An 18841-nucleotide genomic window follows, 5' to 3' on the forward strand; every position below is an offset into this window, starting at 1 on the left:
TATATTTCATTAGCCAACTTCCAGGATTATTAACTCCTACATTAATAACCTCAAGATTTCCTTGCACATTGTACTGTTATTTGCTATATAAGGTAAGCTTTATTATAGAAATAAACTTATATAAAACATGATAAAACTCAAAAAATGGCAATTAATAATACTCGCTATTCCTCCTCTTGCTGTAGTCGCTTTCCTAATGATATCCGCTGGCAAACAAATTAATAATTGGGGTCTCAACTGGCTCTGGGGAATATTCATCCTGGTTTTTGTGGGATGGCGTTGGTTACTTGTCAAATGGACTCGCACCACAGTTGCCCAAATGGAAGCAGTAATAGCAGAAGTTCACCAACAGATTCCGACCATAGACAACACAATAACCGCACCCGTAGAAAATGAAACTACCCAAAAACTGGAAACCACCCTCCAAGAAATTCTCAAATCATGCCGTAACGACCCCCCATTCTGGGAAAACTGGCAAATATTCTGGCAACGTTGTCAAGAAGTAATAACTGCTGTTGCTCATGCTTACCATCCCGAAGTCAAATATCCCCTACTCAATATTTACATCCCTCAAGCTTACAGTTTAATTCGAGGTACTGTTGATGACGTAGATAGATGGATGCAAAAATTATCCCCTACCCTCAATCAAATAACTATCGGTCAAGCATATCAGGGATATGAAATATACCGTAAATTAGAACCTTCCGCTCGGAAACTTTTCCAAGCTTGGGGTTGGGCACAATGGTTACTAAATCCGGTGGCAGCAGCAGCAAAATTCGCTAGTCAGCGTTACAGCGAACAAGCAAACCAGCAGTTGTTAGTCAATTTTAGTCAAGTATTGCGGGAAGTGGCGTTGCGAAATTTGTCTCGACAGGCGATCGCTCTCTATGGAGGTAAGAATCTAGAGTTTTCTGATTCTGCTATTCCAACTCCCAGTCTCCCAAAAGCAGAAACTCAAACTCTGGAACAAATTCTGGCAAAAGCTGAACCTGTAGAAACTGTCGAGCAAAAACCTGTTAATATTTTATTGGTAGGACGCACCGGAGCTGGAAAAAGTAGTTTAATTAATACTCTGTTTCAAGCAGACCTTGCGGAAGTCGATGTGTTGCCAAGTACGGATAAAATTAAAAATTATCAGTGGCAAGCAAACATGGGAGAAACTCTTAATCTTTGGGATACCCCCGGTTATGAACAAGCTAACCGCACTGACTTACGAGAATTAGTGCTTGACTATGCTCAAACTGCCGATTTATTATTATTAGTTACCCCCGCTCTCGATCCTGCGTTACAAATGGATGTAGATTTTCTCCAAGACATGAAACAGGAAATTACAGATTTGCCTGCTATTGTGATCATTACCCAAGTCGATCGTTTACGTCCGCTCCGGGAATGGCAACCACCTTATGATTGGGTATTTGGCAAACGTCCGAAGGAAAAATCTATTCGGGAAGCAACTCAATATCGAGCCGAAATATTGGGAGATTTTTGTAATCAAGTTTTGCCTGTGGTGACGGCCGATATTAAAAATAATAATAGAAATCCTTGGAATGTTGATGCTATATCATTATCTTTAGTAGAAGCTATTGCTCCTGCTAAACAACTACGTCTAGCTCGGTTTTTGCGCGCTCGCGAAGCTCGTTCTGTAGCAGCAGCTAAAATTATTGACCATTATACTTTTCAAATGGCAACTACTCAGGGTTTAACTGCTTTATTCAAAAGTCCGGTGTTGCAATTTATTTCTACTTTGACCACAGGTTCCCCAACTTTAGCATATTTGCTCGCAGAAAAAATTCCGGTGGAAGAGTTGCCTGTAGTTATTGGTAAATTACAAATGGCTTATGATTTGTTCTCCCTATTGAGTGAGGATGGAAATGTGGGTAGTTTTGACCTGTTAGCATTATGGCCTTTGTTATTAGAAAATCCTTCCACACCAGACCGCAATGCTTGGGCATTTGGTCACGCTTTGGTAGAATATTGGATGCAGGATTTGAGTATTGTTCAGTTGCGCGAGCGCTTTGAGAATTATCAGGACTAAAGCCACGGGAACCCAGAAACCCGGTTTCTTTGCGTAAGTCCTGATACAGAAAAAAGGAAGAATAAGAAAAAAAACACTTCTTACTCTTCCCCTATTCTCCATGCTCTCAACATTCCCGATCGATATCTGCTTAAACAATCTGGAAACTATCAGATGTCAACTCACCTTCATGTCTGATGGCAAGTGTATCAGTACCTAAGTTAAGAATAGATAAAAAGTGATTATCGGTATCATTATCCATAAATCCTAATTCAATGGTAGAGACCTGACTCACTGCTTGTTCTGCAGTAATACCAAAATTTGCTGATAACTGTAGGATATCCTCCCCAACAACGAAGTCTCTAACCCAATCAACTTCACTCCCGATGTTGAAGACAAAAGTATCTTGTCCATCACCACCATGAAGTTGGTCTATTCCTGAGCTACCTGTTAAGATGTCATTACCATCACCACCATAGAGGTAATCGTTTCCTGCATCTCCAGTTAATCCATCGTTTCCATTACCACCATTGATGTAATCGTTTTCTGCATCTCCATTTAATATATCGTTTCCATCATCACCAAAAATTCTATCGCTTCCTGTTGTACCAGTTAGAGTTTCATCTCCTTCAGTACCTTGTATTTCATTGAAGTCATTGAAAAATCCTTGTCTTCCAAAAAAACCATACTCTCCTCTGCCACCAGAATGATGATGTCCTCTGCTCATAGTTAATTTGCTCCTTTTTAATATTATGATTTACTAGATGTGCGATCGCTCAACAATTCTTTGAATAAAGAATACCAAATCCGCTAGATTCAGGAAATACTCAAAAAAGTAAAAATCTCGATCAGAGAAGGATGAAAATATTTAAGTTATTACCTGGCAATAACTGGACTTGGTATGTTTGCTAAAAATTACTTACTAGAGAAAAAAATGATTGAGCTAGAAATTTAACAGAACATTACTCTACTTAAAGTTAGAGAGCTATTAAACTTTTCTATTCTCTTTCAAGTTATTCACTTAAGTTATATAGTAACTAGATGTAACTTAAATGTCAAGTGTTTGGAGAAAAATTTTTTTTTCTATCAATAAGTTTAGACAGTACAAAACTTTGGGTTAATTGCTAGTCAAGGCTTTCAGCTATCCAAATGTGAGAAACTCTCCCCAAACGAGCTGTAGCTACTGTAAGCTTTTACCAGTAATACTTGCAGCCTTGAAAGTCAGTCCTTTTTTATCAGAATTTTCTAATCTCTAGCTTTCACATCAAGACTTCATCACTTAAGTTTTAAAGTGATGAAAAAGAAATTGTCAAGGGGTAATTTGAGTTATCAGTTATCAGTACCAGGACTTACGCAAAGTTACTATATATAGAGTTAAAAAACTATTGCACAATAGTTTTGAACGCTACATATATGGTCTCTGCGTAAATCCTAAGTACCTCTGGCTAAACCCAAAGGCTGGAAATACTGAAGCAGGACTTACGCTAAACCACTATATATAGTAGGGCTGCACTTCGAGCTTGGCGCCAGCCAATGGCATTCACCCTCTACAAATAACCTTTTTCTAAGGATTTGCCTAAGTCCTGATTTATGAAGCTTTAAAAAAAGGAAAGACCTTAATTTTTACACAAACGATACCAACGGATATAATATGACTTTTATAGCAGCCGCCAAGGCCGTTAGCACATGGACTGATGATGAATCAAAGACCACGGAAACACTTGAACAACTGTTCCCTGTTCCCAGTTAAGTGTTCCCAGTTAAGTGTTCCCTGCTATAATTTTTAATTTTTCACTTCTGACTTGCCTATGGCACTATATCGTCCCATCCCCACCAAGGACTCACTTCCAACACACCTGTGGGACTTAAAATGACCCTAAATAATCCCAGTTGCTTTTGTTTTTCAGAAACAGATTTATTTTTAGTAAAATTAACTAGCCTGGGTAGGGGAGTTTCCAATACATAATTTTGAGCAGATTGATTCATCGGTTCATAACTAGCGATCGCTCCATCACCATCTACTTTGACCAGATATTCCAAATCTTCATACCAAATAGGCGTTGTTTGCCAGCTCTGATTGATTTGGTCATACAACTTTTGATTCAACTCTTCTAGCTTCCCTGCTTCATAAATTTCTGGAAAAATCATTTTAGGTTTGGCCTGACACTCATTACTGTCGCATTCATCATTGGTCACATTTAACTGGGGAGATGATTTCCTGGCCGAGACAGACCATAGCTTAATAGTTTCATCTGCACTACCGCTAGCCAAAGTCTCCCCATCCGGACTAAAACCAACAGACCAAACTGGTTTAGTATGACTTTGATATGTTTCGATTAATTTCTGATTTTCCACTTGCCACAGATAGATTTTTTTGTCGTAACTACCACTAGCTAAAGTCTCCCCATCCGGACTAAAGGCAACAGACAAAACTGCTTTTGAATGCCCATCAAAAGTTCCAATTTCCTGACCAGTATCTGTTTTCCATAACTTGATAGTTCCATCCTGACTGCCACTAGCCAAAGTTTTGGCCTTGGGGTTGTATGCGATCGCCCAAATAGGACGAGAATGAGCTTTTAAAATATATTGTTCTGTTCCAGTTTTCACATCCCAGATTTTAAGTTTGCCATTTTTGCCACCACTAGCTAAAGTTTTCCCATCCGGGCTAAAAGCTAAAGAAATTACAGGACTAGAATGGTGCAAACGCAAGATTTCGGTTCCAGTTTTTAGACTCAGTAACTTAATAATACCGCTGTAACTACCAATACCGATAGTTTCTCCATCGGGAGAGATAGTAACTGCTTTAATATCATCAGCATTAACATTGATAGTGCTAACCAGGTTTCCGTTACTAAAATTCCATAATTTTACGCAATCATCCCAACCACCAGTAACCATAATTTTTCCATCAGGAGTTATTGCCATAGACTGAACTGCATCAGCATGAGCTGCAATAGTATGGGTTAATTTCCCGCTAGGTAAATCCCAAATTTTTACTGTGCCGTCATAACTGCTACTAGCTAGGGTTTTTCCATCTGAACTCATTGCAACTGCATAAACCCAAGTTGAATGACCAGACAAAGTTTTTAGAGGCTGTTTTTTTTCTGTTAATTTATGGTTTGTTTCTGGGATTTTTGTTGATAGTAACTGCTGCCAATTTATTCGTTCTGTACTTTTAATTACAACGGTTGTTGTGAAGGCTGTAATTAATGCTGTCATGGCTATTGTGGTGGATGTCTGAGTAATTTGTTTGGATTGCATAATTTTTTTTATTGAAGTACATGACTATGAGTTATTAACTCATTAGAAATAGGGAACGGGGCACAGAAAATAACTTGTATTCTTAGTTTCAAGGAAATAGTATTGACTTGAAGACTTGACTTTTTTAAGAATGTTACTACTTCTACACCACTACCGATTATTTTGGTATGAGGAATTAGTTTCTCAGGAGAATTAAATATGTTAAAATTGACAATTTTACCGAAAAATCAAGGGAAAATTATTCTGGTTACTTCTTCTATGATTCTTATTCCTTCTGGATTCTGGCTTCTGGCTTCTCCCCTGAAAAAAAGACTTATTCAGCAAGCCTTAATTATTCATTATTTACCCTGATTTTAATGACTTTTTCTTGTATTCAATCCACTTTCTCATCAAGAATAAAACAATAATAACTATACTAGCGACAATTCCTAATGGAGTCACATAAGTCCAATGCCCAAACATTTTTTCACTAATATGCCACATCAAAAGAAACATTAATAAATAAGTTAATTGGTGAATTTTTCTCCAATTTTTCTTGAGTTTTTTCACACTCCAGTCATTAGAAGTAATAGCTAATAAGGCAAAAATCCCTAATATAACTATTCCTTGTGAATAAACTAAATAAGCTTTTAAGTCAAAGACATCAAAGTTTCTTTTCGTAAATAATAAAATTCCATGACCTGCACCCAATAGAAATGAAATAACCCCGATTTCACGGCGATATTTAAGTAATATTTTCGGAACATTGGTTTTATTTGTACTAGGAAAAACTTTTCTCAGAATGGTTGGTAACAAAGTAATAATATAGGCAAGTAAAGCTAAAAATCCTAGATAACTAGCAAAATTTGGTGTGTTAATCATGAAGTTTTCCATTTTCGTAATTCCCTCATTTTGACAATTTATATTATGTCCGGATAATCAGTGATGAAAAAAATTTCTCCCTTCTAACCTTTTCTTTTCTCTTGTCTTTCTTCCTGCAAAGTGTAACTATTCAAACGGCCATGATATCAGTTTGATTGAATAGCTTTGAACCGATGAATATACAATGGCTCAGACCTAGATATATAGCACTAAGTTTTTTAGTTAGGAAAATAAACTTTGATTCTGAAGAAACAGAGAATATTAGAACATTTAGGATTTACCCATAGACCATAGATATAGTACTCAAAACTATTGCGCAATAGTTTTTTTAACTCTATATACAGCAGATTTTGGGCAAATGATTTACGGGGTAAATAGTAAAAACATTGTAGTGCAGGCCGGAAAGCACACAAAAGTATACCTCATAAGAACGAAAAGCGCTGTATAGTATCTTTGCGTAAGTCCTGATTAAACAAATTTTTTCTCTAGATTAGGGGACATGTATCACTAAAGTGTTAATATCTATCTCTATATTATACATAAGTGATAAAAACGACAACTAAATCTATGAAAAATTTTTCTAGTTTATTAGGACTAACGGATGAACGCTATTGGTAGGGTATATTAGGGTAGCGTAACGGAACAAGACTCCTTATATAGTGCCTTTGCGTAAGTCCTGTTTATCAAGAGGGTGTAAAATACTTGACAATAGATATCAACTATGTGAGGTTTATTAGGGCTTGCTAATTAAATGCTATAGCAACTCCCATACTTGTGAGGTACAAAATTCCTGATTTTAGGGAACAGGAAACACAGAAGGTGGGAACAGGAAAAATGTGGTTCGTCAAGAGTGAAAAGCGCTGTCAAACTATTGCGCAATAGTTTTTTTTGACTTTATATATATAGGACTTACCTATGGACGCTATCTGTAGGGTGCGTTTTGCGTTCCGCAAAGCTCGGCTTTATATGTCGGCTCGCCGAAACCCTACGCGACATGGAAAGCGGAGCATTCCCTATACGAAAAAGCGTATCTAGTAACTGAGCCAGACTCTATATATAGTGCCTCCCGCGTAAGTCCTGATATATATAGAACCCCTAACCTTATCTTTACAAAGGTGTGTTTTTTTTGCCAAAGAAGTAAGTCAGGAGTCAACCCACCCCTAACCCCTCCCAGGAGGGGAAATAGGGAAAAAGCTAGAAAGAATTAGAGCCTTATATTCACCATCTCCCCATCTCCCCATCTCCCCATCTCCCCATCTCCCCATCTCCCCATCTTCTAAAACTGAAAAACTTAATAGTATTCCAAAATTAACTAAAAATTAATCTGATTTTAATTACTGTTGACTAAAGTAGGAATTAAGTTGACATATATACCACAATAATTCACTAAAGAGCAATGAACTTATATTATCGAATTTTATTAGGTAAAATCTCAATATTAGCCAGTTTATTTATCACTAACTTAAGCGTCTTAGCATCTACCAAAGAAACCAGTCTTTTGATTGAAAATAATAATAACTATTCCTATAAAAGTTTAGTAGAACAAAAACAAATCAATACTATTACACAATCAAACTATCTCTATAAAATTAATAAATTTAATTGCAATATTTTAATTTTAACTCCAATCAAATCTGTGATTCATAAATATTTGCAAATATTTGATTTTTTTCTAATTAATTAATCAATCTATTAACCAAATTTAAACTAATAATAAACTTATGGAGATATAGTATTTGAGGCAGAATTAAATAGATATAAATTTAGGTCAAAAATACTGCCATTAATACACCAAAAATCACTATCTACCGCTTCTCAACAGAGTAGTGTATCTATTGCTTATACCGATAATGCATCAGGTGGAGATGGATATCCAGATTCCAGAGTCTTTGTTGTTAGTAAATACTCCTCAGATGTTAACGCCATTCAACAGTTTGACAGTATCTACCGAATTATTGAAACCAACAGTGATGATACAAGTACCACCTTTACCTGGTCAGTTTTTGAGCATAGTGGAGAAGATGGTGCTATTAACGGTGCAGGTTTTGCTAATGTAGATAACCTAGAAATTGATACTCTGGGTAACATCTGGGACGTAACCGATATGTCTACTAGAACTCATAATGGTTTTGATACTGGTATTGCAGGATCTCTAGACGAGATTGACCATAATCCTACTGGAAATATTGGCGACTTGACAGGAGTATTTGGTAATAACTGGGTGTTCTATATTCCTGTTGTTGGACCAAATGCTGGATTAGTTGTACCTTTTGCTTATGGTTCTCCTCGTTACCAAATTACTAGACCATACTTTATCAGAAATAGTAGTGGTGTAGATGACACTCTACTATTAGCTGTACAACACCCTGGTGAAAGTTGTCCTATTGGACATGGAGTTCAACTAGGTCGAGATATTGAGATGTTAAATTTAGATGGTACTCTCTTCACTCAACAGCCTAGTGTACCTCGTGGTAGTAACTGGCCTAGTAACATAGGTTATACAGGTAATCCTGGAGGTAACTTCAATGGTTTGTTACCCCCAAGACCTTCTGTGATTGGTGTTACTCGTAGAAACGGTGGTGCCTTTATTTAAGGTTTATAGCAGGGAACACTTAACTGGGAACAGGGAACAGTTGTTCAAGTGTTTCCGTGGTCTTTGATTCATCATCAGTCCATGTCCTAACCGCCTTGGCGGCTGCTATAATATTAGACATAACCGCATGAATATGGTAGGGCTTAACGGCCGTTAACCCCTACAAATGTTTTGATTCAAAAGTAGGGGCGGGTTTTCACTAAAATTTTCGTGCTTATTCTAGAATTTATACAAACCCGCCCCCAATCCACCAAAGTAGGGGCGGGTTTATCTAAACCTCAGAATAACCATGAAAATTTCTGGTAAAACCCGCCCCTACTGACGATAATTAATAATTACCTCAATTTCAAACCGAGAAATAGTAGACCAATAGAGAAATCTTTCATTATTCATTATCCATTATTTATTATTCCTTAATTTCCATCTCGCCCCTACTTTTTATCCTCAATTTCTTCTTTCATAGGTACAGAAAGTTGAGAAAAATCTGGTAATCTTTCAAGTTCTTTTTCCTTCTCTTTAATAGCTATAGGTAAACGTAAAGGTTCTGGTTTTTCTTCAATGAAATAACTAGCTATAGGTAATGTTCTTTCCAAATCTTCCAATGCTCTAGGAATTACCATTACAGCATTTAACTCTCCAATTCTTTCCGCTTCGTGCATTCCAGTTTCCACAGCGATCGCTACATTAGACACAGAACCCCGAACAATAGCAGTACATAAACCCGAACCCGTAGTTTCATAACCAGTCAACTGTACATCCGCAGATTTCAGCATCGCATCAGAAGCTCCCACCATCGCCGGAAAACCTCTAGTTTCTATCAAACCAACTGCCTGATTTTTGAACTTAGAAGAAATTCTACCTTGAGATAACTTCAATAAAAGACTGCCAATAGGTAATACAACCTCTAAATTAGGTAAAGGTCGAGGAATAATAGTCTTAGAAATCAGTTGCCCAAATTTTTCCGCTGTTTCTGCTCCAGACTCTACCGCTATCCGAACATCTGCAATACCACCACGAACTACCGCCGTACAATATCCACTACCAATTTTTTCATACCCTACCAAAATTACGCCAGAAGACTTGAGCATCATATCAGCAGTACCAACTATTGCCGGAAAACTTCGAGTTGTCACCAAACCAAGAGCTGCATCTCCAAAGTTGATTGGGGATTCAAGAGAATTTGGCTTATAGTTATTGCGGGGTTGTATATTCATTTAATTTGATATTTGTTTGATTAGCTCAAACCTTTCTACAAAAAACAACAACTTTCTGTAGTTATAAGTTTAACAGTTAAACTTCCTTTTTGCCGATATTGCCGTATTTATTCTTTCTATCTTAAGTCGGATATAAAATAATTTACAAATAACTTTCAACAACTACTTAGTTCAAATCCTTTCTTTATTCTCACTCCCGACCAAAAAATAAGGTCTCAAGTCTCCCCTTGAAAAGGGATAAAAATACATTTTTTTCATCTCAATGCTTCAGATTTGAGCTACTGATAACTGATAACTGATTTAGTCTTCATCATCAGGATGAGAACTCAAGGAATTTTTATAAGGAAATAAAGTCTTCATTATCTGGTTTACATATTCCTTACCATAAATTCTAGGGTCGATATTTGGAGATGGTTCTGATTGTAATTGAGTATTATTTTTCTCAGTTTCTATTTTAGTTTCCTCCGCAGTTGAAACAGTATTTCCTGATTTTAATTTAGTATTATTTTTTTCAGTTTCTGCTTGAGTTTTCTCCGAAATTGAACCAGTATTTCCTGATTTTAATTTAGTATTATTTTTTTCAGTTTCTGTTTTAGTTTTCTCCAGAGTTGACACAGTATTTTCTGATTTTAATTTAGTATTAACTTCTTCAGTTTCTGCTTGACTTTCCTCAGAATTTGACACAGTATTTTCTGATTTTAATTTAGTATTAACTTCTTCAGTTTCTACTTGACTTTCCTCAGAATATGAAAAATTATTAGCTACATTTAAACTAGAATTACTTTCCTGGTTTTCATCTGAAGATATATAACTTTTAGCTGACTTTTGATGAGGAAAAGAAGTTGTAGAATTATCTGCAATTTTTCGCCCTGAATCACCAAGAATAAAAGCAGGTAATACAACCTTTTTAGATTCCAAATCTTGCTCCATAATTGTTGCTAAAGCACCAACACAAGCATTAGCTCCAATCTTACTTTTACCAACCAATAAAACACCAGAACCAATAGTAGCTCCTGACTCAATCTCAATATTCCCTTGGTAAGCATGAATAATAACTCCCATACCAATACAAACTCCTTCCCCAATGATAACCTGACAGTTATCAGCAGCTTGAATAATCACACCAGGAGCGATCGCCACACTAGGATCGATTTTCACATCACCACTAACAAAAGGCTCAATATTTGTTATAGGTTGTAGTGGTGGCAACTGCATAAATACTCCTTATTTATAATAGTTTTTAGCATAAAATATCAGCCAATAAAAGTTCATTTAATCTAATTTTTTTAGCAGTAATTCAATCTTATTTTGTAGTTGCACCAGAGGAGGTTCATCAGGACTTTCATCCAAATCTTTAACTAACCAATATTCAATTTTATCCACCCATTCAGGAAACTGAGATTCCATTAAAGGACGATGAGCAACTTCATCAACCGCAACAACATAATCAGCATTTTCTAAATCTGTTTTTTTCACCTGCATTGGTTCCCTCAAAGAAGCAGAATCAATTTGAATACCTAAAGGTTTTAAAGCTTTAATAACTTCCCGTGAAATAGCCCCCACATTACCAGATTCTGGACGAACATTTAAACCCCGTGAATCTGCTTCCCATTTTATTCCTTTTTTCCCAGCTAAATCATTGAAAAAATACTCACTAAATCTACTGCGATAATAATTACCAGTGCAAATAAAAAGAATCTTTTTCATAATTTAACCTCACATATATTATATAGCCATCAGAAATTATTGGTGAGAAAAAACTGTAGGGGTTTGGCCTCCAAATCCCTTGACACTTGGGTTTGGTTTCCAAACCCCTACCATAAAATCTTACAATCTATTTAGGATTGCTATAAAACCTATAGTTTTAATCAAGTTATGGTATAATTACTACTTCTGAAGCCCCCCTTTCAAAGGGGGGTTTGGGGGGATTAAACTCTTCCATATTTTTAACAAATTGCTATTACCAAAAAATTATGGAAAAGTGCTAAGTTGTAACTCACTTACCAATGAATAATTGATAATTGATAAATTCGATCATCAATTATCAGTGGGATTTTTCCGGAACCGTGCATCTTGCTCCCGCGAGTGTACCTCACCAAACTGGAATCCGCTGTATCAATTATCCATTATCCATTATCCATTAAGGTCTCTGAATAATCATTTCTAAAACCCGGCGCTTTGCTTGAGGATCGATACCAATCAAACGTACATATTCTCCCTCATGTTCAGCCAAACTTGCCTCAAGAACTGGGAAAACATCAGCCTCCCGTTTAGCATCTATTTGAGAATCAGTGTTCCAAGAACCAGTACGGAAACGGCGTTTATCCGCATATTCTGTACCAATCTTATAACCACCTGCAATCAAAGAACGAACTTGTTCCACAACTTCTTGACTTAACTTCTGAGTTGTCATAGTAGCTCCTTGACTGCTATAAACAGGAGACTTTGGAGTATTATTCACTACAACTTTAGAAGGAGCAGATTTTTCACCTTTACCATTAGGTTGTTGAATCAAACTTTCCAGTACCCGACGCTTCGCATTAGTGTCAACACCAATTAAACGTACATACTCCCCACTATATCCTGCTAAAGCTTGTTCTAGTTCAGCTATTGCTTGAGAGTCATTAGTAGCAGAAATAGGAGCGCCACTCATCCAAGAGCTAGTCTTAAATCGACGTTCATTAGCGTGTTCTAAAGTAATCCGATATCCTTGACTAAACAATGAACGTACTTGCTCAACAACTTCCGGACTTAATCCTGTATTAACTGCATTACCCTGACTAGATGCAGAAGCTTGATAATTTGAAGAAGTACCTACAGACTTTTGAACTGAGCGATCGCCTGGTTTTTGAATCAAAATTTCCGCAACCCTACGTCTCACACTAGGATCGACACCAATTAAACGAACATATTCACTACTATGTTCTGCCAAAAATTCTTCCAGAGCAGCCAAAACTTGTGTAGAATTAGTCCCAGAAATAGTCGGACCATTTTGCCAAGAGCTAGTCTTAAACCGACGTTCATTAGCATACTCCGTACCAATATTGCATCTTTGAGACAACAAAGAATTAACTTGGTTTACTACTTCTGGAGTTAAACCTGTACCATTGGAAGTAGTAGTTCCCTCCCTACCAGTTGCAACTGGAGCAAAGCCATTACCAGTAGTTGATTTTTGAGCAACTTTTTTGCCATCAGGACGTTGAATCATAGTTGGAGATATACGACGTTTAGCTTTCGGATCAATACCAAACATCCGGACATACTCGCCAGCGTGTTCCTCTATGCAAGCTTCTAAAGCTGCTACTACTTCTGAAGAATTACTGCTTTCAATTGGAGTACAAGTTTTCCAAGAACCTGTTTTGAAGCGACGAGTGTCAGCGTGTTCTGTACCAACATGATATCCTTGAGATACTAACTGTTTTACTTGAGCAACTATTTCTGGTGTCAATTTACCATTTCCTCCTGAATATTGATTACCTTTACCATTTCTATGATTAATGTTCATTTCATTTCTAATCGGGTTAATGCAAGAATTATTACTCGCACACAAATAACCCTGTCGTAAAGATTCGTTAATTCCTACCACATGATGAGCAAATTCTATATCATCAGGTAGTACATCTGGCAAACGATCTGCTTGCTGTTGATTTGTAATAATTGCCCCTGAAGGCACATACTTACCTGGAGCAATTTCTACATCCTGGATCAGAGCGTGAAGCATGACAATACATCCTTCACCAATGCGAGCGTTAAAAACTGTTGAACGAAAGCCGATAAAGCAGTCATCACCTATGTAGCAAGGACCATGAACTAAAGCTTTATGCGTGATAGAAGCATTTTTACCTATCCACACAGAATAGTCTCGTTGGTCATCACCGATGACTCGTCCTTGTTCTAAACCGTGGATAACTACTCCATCTTGGATATTAGTTCCGGCTCCAATAAAAAAAGGAGTACCCTCGTCAGCACGAATTGATGTACCAGGAGCTACTAATACATTAGCTCCAACGTGGACATCTCCAATAATATTGGAAAACGAGTGAACATAAGCTGTGTCATCTACCTTCGGCTGTGCCAAGTTTTTTGACCAGGGGGTAGGTGGAGCTGGCTGTTTGCGATGTGGCATATTTTTTATTTCTTTCTCCTCAATTAAATGTTGGGTGTTGGGCAAGTCAGAAATCAGATAGGGGAACCGTCGCCAATGCGACCTATAGTCAGAAGTCATTTCTGAGTAGTTTCCTTTTCTATTTTTTCCTTTGCTTCAGAATGCTTTGCAAACAAAATGCTACTTTATGCAGAGAAGCTACGCTTTTTATGTTGCGTAGCAAAATACAAAGAGCATTTAGTTATATCTGCGCCCTTTGCTGCGACTGCTATAATTTTGTAACTTTTAGTTTGTTAAAAGTTCAACATCCCACAGTTCAAAAGTTCAGGAGTAAACTGTTAACGATATTGGTCTTTTTTACTGTAGATCATGCGACTATCCACAGCGATCGTGTCAATAATAGCTACTACCCTAGCATCTACAGGAAGTTTTTCACCACCTTGTACTTCACGAGCTGCCCCACCACGGCTAACTAGAACCCATTCATCAACTCCAGCTCCAACATTATCGGCGGCTACTTCATATTTTGGTAATGGATGGCCTTCTTCGTCTATGAATTGCAGCAAAAGTAGCTTTGTTCCTCTTAAGGTAGCCTCTTTCTGGGTACTGACAATGGTGCCACGAACTTTGGCAATTTGCATGATCTCTTTTAATTACATGATTTCAGAATCAAGTAGCATTTAGCACTCAGCTATTAACCGTCAGCTTTTCTAGATGCCTAATGGTGGATTCAAACCCTCATTAACACACACTATTAATTTTTTCAAATCATAGTGGAGAAATTAAACCCTCTAATTTTTAGCTTATAGCTAGTTAAAATTTTAGAGTCAGGACTTACGCTCCTGGTACTATATGTAGAGTTAAAAAACTATTGGGCTATAGTTTTAAGCGCTATATCTAGGGTCGCTGCGTAAGTCCTCAGAGTTTTATCTCAAATTGAAGTAGCATTCAGCACTCAGCTATTAGTAATCAGCCTTTCCAGTTGTCTAATGGGAGATTCAAACCCTCATTCACACACACTAATTTTTTCAAATATAGTAGGTAGGGGACTTAAACCCTCGAATTTTTCGCTGACAGCTAAATGCTGATAGCTGATAGCTAGTTAAAACCTGCCATCTGAAATCAAATTACTTTTATGGTCTGTTTACTGAACGAACTGCAGTAGTGCTGTCACGGAACTGTTCTACTTCTTCTGTGTAACGAATAGGTAAAACATATTCTAGGTTTTCATGGGGACGAGCGATGAGGTGAGTTGACATCACTTGGCCTCCATTTACCCGTCTCACGTTATCGACTCCTGCTGCTACTGAAGCTTGTACTTCTGATACATCTCCACGAATAATCACAGTTACGCGACCACTACCAATTTTTTCATAGCCAACAAGGGTGACTCGTGCAGCTTTCACCATTGCATCTGCTGCTTCTACAACTGCGGGAAAGCCAAGAGTTTCTACCATCCCAACGGCAATTGACATTATGTTTACTCCGTGATATTATTATCTGTTTTTTTACTTTTTTCTAGTCTATATATTGACTTTTACTAATTAATCTAAGTATCTTATACCTGCATCTCCAAGGCGGTCTATAGAATGGATAATTGATAATTGATAATTGATAATTAATCCCCAGACATTTCCAGCCTCTTATTTTCAGAGGTAATTATTCATTATTCATTATTTATTATCCATTAATGAAGCCTTATGACATAAGTTGTTAACTAAGTCAATTATCTAGACCAAATATTTATATTTAGATTTAGGATAAATTCCAGAAACTAAAAATTAGTAAGTTCGGAACTGATCGACTTCTTCGGTATATCTAATTGGTAAGACATACTCCAAGTTTTCGTGGGGGCGAGCAATAATATGAGTTGATACTACTTCACCACCATCAACTCTCTTAGCAGACTCGATTCCGGCAGCAACAGAAGCTTGTACTTCGGAAACATCGCCCCGAACAATTACTGTTACACGAGCGCTACCGATTTTTTCATAACCCACTAGGGTAACTCTAGCTGCTTTAACCATAGCATCAGCAGCTTCTACTACTGCTGGAAACCCTCTAGTTTCAATCATTCCCACAGCAATTGGCATTCTTTTTTCTCCTATTGACAGAAGTTTACTTAAGCATTGAGGCCACTATTGTCTCTAGATAGCTTTGTAGGGAATCCCCATTTTTATAATCAAAATCTATCAAATGCTATATTTTTCAGAATAGAGAAACATGGCACCCTTGACAATAGCAAGTATCATCATAATTCATAATTGCAGCGATTTAGAAAAATAAATTCCTTACTATTGAAGTTTCTATATTTAATAGTTAATTCAGCGATCCTCAACCCTTAGATATCAATCCTAAAATTTTTTTTATTACTTTTGGGTCAATCCCCTTTTTTGAGAATAAACGAGTATATATACTCATAAAATAAGAGGAAACTGGGGAGTAGAGGAATACTTACACAAGTATTTTTTTAAGATTTGAGACAGGGACGCGGTGACACGGGGACGCGGAGATTAGATAATGAGAAAGAATTAATGATTTATAGCAATGTGCGCACTTAATATTTACAACTTGTAGGAGGTGTCCAATAGCTAAAAGCCTTATATTATAAGCTATTCATTCTCCATATTGCCTGTTCCCTATTGCCTGTTCCCTGCACGCAGCGCTATATATGCGATAATTAATATCATTTTTTATTAAAAGTCTATAGATATAATGTTTGAGTTTCTCATTCAAAATTTTTGGTGCATACCTTTTTATGGCTTAATTGGGTCAATTTTGACTCTGCCATGGTCAATAGGAATAATTAAACGTACTGGGCCAAGGCCAGCCGCTTATTTTAATTTGTTGATGACGTTCTTAGCCCTAGTTCATGGCTCTATCGTCTATCAAGCCGTCTGGAATCAAGAACCACAAGAAATAATATTTAACTGGTTAGAGACTGGAGATTTAAACCTATCTTTTGCCTTCAATATCTCATCAGTCAGTATTGGGGCAATGACTGTAGTAACATCTCTAACTTTTTTAGCCCAAATTTATGCTTTGGGATACCTAGAAAAAGATTGGGCATTAGCTAGGTTTTTTGGACTAATGGGATTTTTTGAAGCTGCCATGAGTGGCTTAACCATAAGCGATTCTTTGTTCATATCCTATGCTTTGCTAGAAATGTTGACCCTTTCTACCTATTTAATTGTAGGTTTCTGGTATGCTCAACCTCTTGTAGTTACAGCAGCTAGAGATGCCTTTTTAACCAAACGGGTAGGAGACGTTTTACTTTTAATGGGAGTAGTTGCCATCTCCGCCTTAGCTGGTAGTATGAATTTTAGTGACCTCTATCTGTGGGCAGAAAGAGTAGAACTAAATCCAATAACGGCCAACTTATTAGGGTTGGCTTTAATTGCTGGACCAATAGGTAAATGCGCTCAATTTCCTCTACATCTATGGTTGGATGAAGCGATGGAAGGTCCAAACCCGGCTTCTATTTTGCGGAATACTATAGTAGTGGCGATTGGAGCTTATGTATTGATTCAAATTCAACCAATATTAATTATTTCTCCTATTGCTTTAGCTGTACTGGTGGCTGTCGGAACTGTAACAGCGATTGGAGCTTCCTTAGTAGCTCTGGCTCAAATTGACCTGAAGCGTGCTTTGTCTCATTCTACCAGTGCTTACCTAGGATTGGTTTTCATAGCTGTGGGAACCCAATGGACTTCTTTTGGTTTGGTATTGTTGTTAGCACATTGTATTGCTAAAGCATTATTATTTATGAGTGCTGGTGGTGTCATCTTAACTACTAATAGTCAAGACCTGACAGAAATGGGAGGATTAGGCTCTAAAATGCCTGCCACTACTACTTCTTTCTTAGTAGGAACTTTGGGGTTAATTGGATTATTACCTTTGGGTGGTTTTTGGGCATTGCGAGAAGGTTTAGATGCTTTTTGGATTATCGATCCTTGGGTAGTACCAGTTATATTATTGGTTAATTTCCTAACTGCTTTAAATCTAACTCGTGTATTTCGTTTAATATTTTTGGGTGAACCTCAACCTAAAACCAGACGCGCACCAGAAGTTCCCTGGACTATGGCTGTACCAATGGTATCATTAATAATTGTCACTCTGTTAGCTCCGGTAATTATGGAAAGTTTATCACTTTTACCTGACTGGAATTATCTGAATGTAGCAGTTGTGATTTTGTTAATAGGATCTGGTTTATTAGGTGTGGTTATCGGTAGCACCATGCAGTTAGGTAGAACTTGGTCTCGCCCAATCCAAGCTCCTTTTCGTTTGGCTCAAGATTTGTTTGCTTATGATTTTTATGTCGATCGTCTCTACAATGTCACTATAGTTTTTGCAGTGAGTCAATTTTCAAAGTTGAGTGCCTGGATTGACCGTTATATTGTAGATGGAATTGTTAACTTGGTTGGTTTGGCGACGATTTTTAGTGGGCAAGGTTTGAAATATGGCGTTTCTGGTCAAGGTCAATCTTATCTTCTGACTATTCTACTCGGAATAGGTGTTTTAGGATATTTGGTGCTTTGGTTGATTGATTTCACCTTTTAACTTCTCTGGAGTAGGGAGTAGGGAGTAGGGAGTAGGGAACCCACCCCTAACCCCTCCCAGGAGAGGAAGTCAAGAAGGATAAAGAGTTATAGAGGAAGTACACGGTTCCCGATAAATCGCCAAAATTATCGCTCCCCCAACTCTTACCCAGACAGGACTTACACAAAGGTACTATATGTAGAGTAAAAAAACTATTGCGTATGGGGTTGGAAGCACTATATCTAGGGTAGCTG

General features: G+C 37.3%; 15 protein-coding genes. 5 read left to right on the top strand and 10 right to left on the bottom strand.

All coding sequences use genetic code 11. The features are described from left to right. Positions 1 to 127 precede the first annotated feature (127 nt). Positions 128 to 2035, top strand: coding sequence for a GTPase family protein (locus VKJ25_RS04435; protein ID WP_324235415.1), 1908 nt, complete (start codon positions 128 to 130; stop codon positions 2033 to 2035). Between the two features lie 130 nt (positions 2036 to 2165). Here the strand turns inward: VKJ25_RS04435 and VKJ25_RS04440 are convergent, their stop codons facing one another. Both VKJ25_RS04440 and VKJ25_RS04445 read right to left on the bottom strand, forming a co-directional pair. Next, complete coding sequence (locus VKJ25_RS04440; RefSeq protein WP_324235416.1) at positions 2166 to 2741, bottom strand: calcium-binding protein; 576 nt, start codon at positions 2739 to 2741, stop codon at positions 2166 to 2168. A gap of 1079 nt (positions 2742 to 3820) precedes the next feature. Then, the gene (locus tag VKJ25_RS04445; protein WP_324235417.1) at positions 3821 to 5275 is read right to left on the bottom strand and encodes a WD40 repeat domain-containing protein; all 1455 of its coding nucleotides are present in this window, start codon (positions 5273 to 5275) and stop codon (positions 3821 to 3823) included. 198 nt (positions 5276 to 5473) lie between these two features. On the opposite strand from VKJ25_RS04445, the gene VKJ25_RS04450 reads away from it, so the two are divergent. Continuing rightward, positions 5474 to 5626, top strand: a complete 153-nt coding sequence (locus tag VKJ25_RS04450; protein WP_324235418.1) for a hypothetical protein — start codon at positions 5474 to 5476, stop codon at positions 5624 to 5626. Here VKJ25_RS04450 and VKJ25_RS04455 read toward each other — a convergent pair. Continuing rightward, positions 5618 to 6136, bottom strand: a complete 519-nt coding sequence (locus tag VKJ25_RS04455; protein ID WP_324235419.1) for a ferric reductase-like transmembrane domain-containing protein — start codon at positions 6134 to 6136, stop codon at positions 5618 to 5620. The two genes, VKJ25_RS04450 and VKJ25_RS04455, sit on opposite strands and share 9 nt — an antisense overlap. A 1396-nt stretch (positions 6137 to 7532) precedes the next feature. Here VKJ25_RS04455 and VKJ25_RS04460 point away from each other — a divergent pair. Together VKJ25_RS04460 and VKJ25_RS04465 are read left to right on the top strand one after the other, a co-directional pair. Beyond that, positions 7533 to 7820, top strand: coding sequence for a hypothetical protein (locus tag VKJ25_RS04460; RefSeq protein ID WP_324235420.1), 288 nt, complete (start codon positions 7533 to 7535; stop codon positions 7818 to 7820). Between the two features lie 150 nt (positions 7821 to 7970). Beyond that, positions 7971 to 8729, top strand: a complete 759-nt coding sequence (locus VKJ25_RS04465; RefSeq protein WP_324235436.1) for an alkaline phosphatase PhoX — start codon at positions 7971 to 7973, stop codon at positions 8727 to 8729. A gap of 431 nt (positions 8730 to 9160) precedes the next feature. Here the strand turns inward: VKJ25_RS04465 and ccmO are convergent, their stop codons facing one another. The 7 genes from ccmO to VKJ25_RS04500 all read right to left on the bottom strand — a co-directional run bounded on the left by ccmO (position 9161) and on the right by VKJ25_RS04500 (position 16141). Further along, the gene (gene ccmO / locus VKJ25_RS04470) at positions 9161 to 9943 is read right to left on the bottom strand and encodes a beta-carboxysome assembly protein CcmO (RefSeq protein ID WP_324235421.1); all 783 of its coding nucleotides are present in this window, start codon (positions 9941 to 9943) and stop codon (positions 9161 to 9163) included. Between the two features lie 300 nt (positions 9944 to 10243). Next, positions 10244 to 11158, bottom strand: coding sequence for a beta-carboxysome scaffolding protein CcmN (gene ccmN, locus VKJ25_RS04475; protein WP_324235422.1), 915 nt, complete (start codon positions 11156 to 11158; stop codon positions 10244 to 10246). 57 nt (positions 11159 to 11215) lie between these two features. Next, positions 11216 to 11650, bottom strand: coding sequence for an arsenate-mycothiol transferase ArsC (locus VKJ25_RS04480; RefSeq protein ID WP_324235423.1), 435 nt, complete (start codon positions 11648 to 11650; stop codon positions 11216 to 11218). A gap of 433 nt (positions 11651 to 12083) precedes the next feature. Further along, on the bottom strand, positions 12084 to 14069 hold the full coding sequence (ccmM, locus tag VKJ25_RS04485; protein WP_324235437.1) for a beta-carboxysome scaffolding protein CcmM: 1986 nt from the start codon (positions 14067 to 14069) through the stop codon (positions 12084 to 12086). 317 nt (positions 14070 to 14386) lie between these two features. After that, positions 14387 to 14689 carry a beta-carboxysome shell vertex protein CcmL gene (gene ccmL, locus VKJ25_RS04490; RefSeq protein WP_324235424.1) on the bottom strand — a complete coding sequence of 101 codons (303 nt, stop codon included), beginning with the start codon at positions 14687 to 14689 and terminating at the stop codon, positions 14387 to 14389. Between the two features lie 492 nt (positions 14690 to 15181). Further along, on the bottom strand, positions 15182 to 15523 hold the full coding sequence (locus VKJ25_RS04495; protein ID WP_324235425.1) for a carbon dioxide-concentrating mechanism protein CcmK: 342 nt from the start codon (positions 15521 to 15523) through the stop codon (positions 15182 to 15184). A 306-nt stretch (positions 15524 to 15829) separates the two neighbouring features. Further along, on the bottom strand, positions 15830 to 16141 hold the full coding sequence (locus VKJ25_RS04500; protein ID WP_094678177.1) for a carbon dioxide-concentrating mechanism protein CcmK: 312 nt from the start codon (positions 16139 to 16141) through the stop codon (positions 15830 to 15832). 622 nt (positions 16142 to 16763) lie between these two features. On the opposite strand from VKJ25_RS04500, the gene VKJ25_RS04505 reads away from it, so the two are divergent. After that, positions 16764 to 18608 carry an NAD(P)H-quinone oxidoreductase subunit F gene (locus VKJ25_RS04505; protein WP_324235426.1) on the top strand — a complete coding sequence of 615 codons (1845 nt, stop codon included), beginning with the start codon at positions 16764 to 16766 and terminating at the stop codon, positions 18606 to 18608. The last annotated feature ends 233 nt before the right edge of the window (positions 18609 to 18841 follow it).

The sequence above is a fragment of the Okeania sp. genome (assembly GCF_035285525.1).
Lineage (GTDB): Bacteria > Cyanobacteriota > Cyanobacteriia > Cyanobacteriales > Microcoleaceae > Trichodesmium.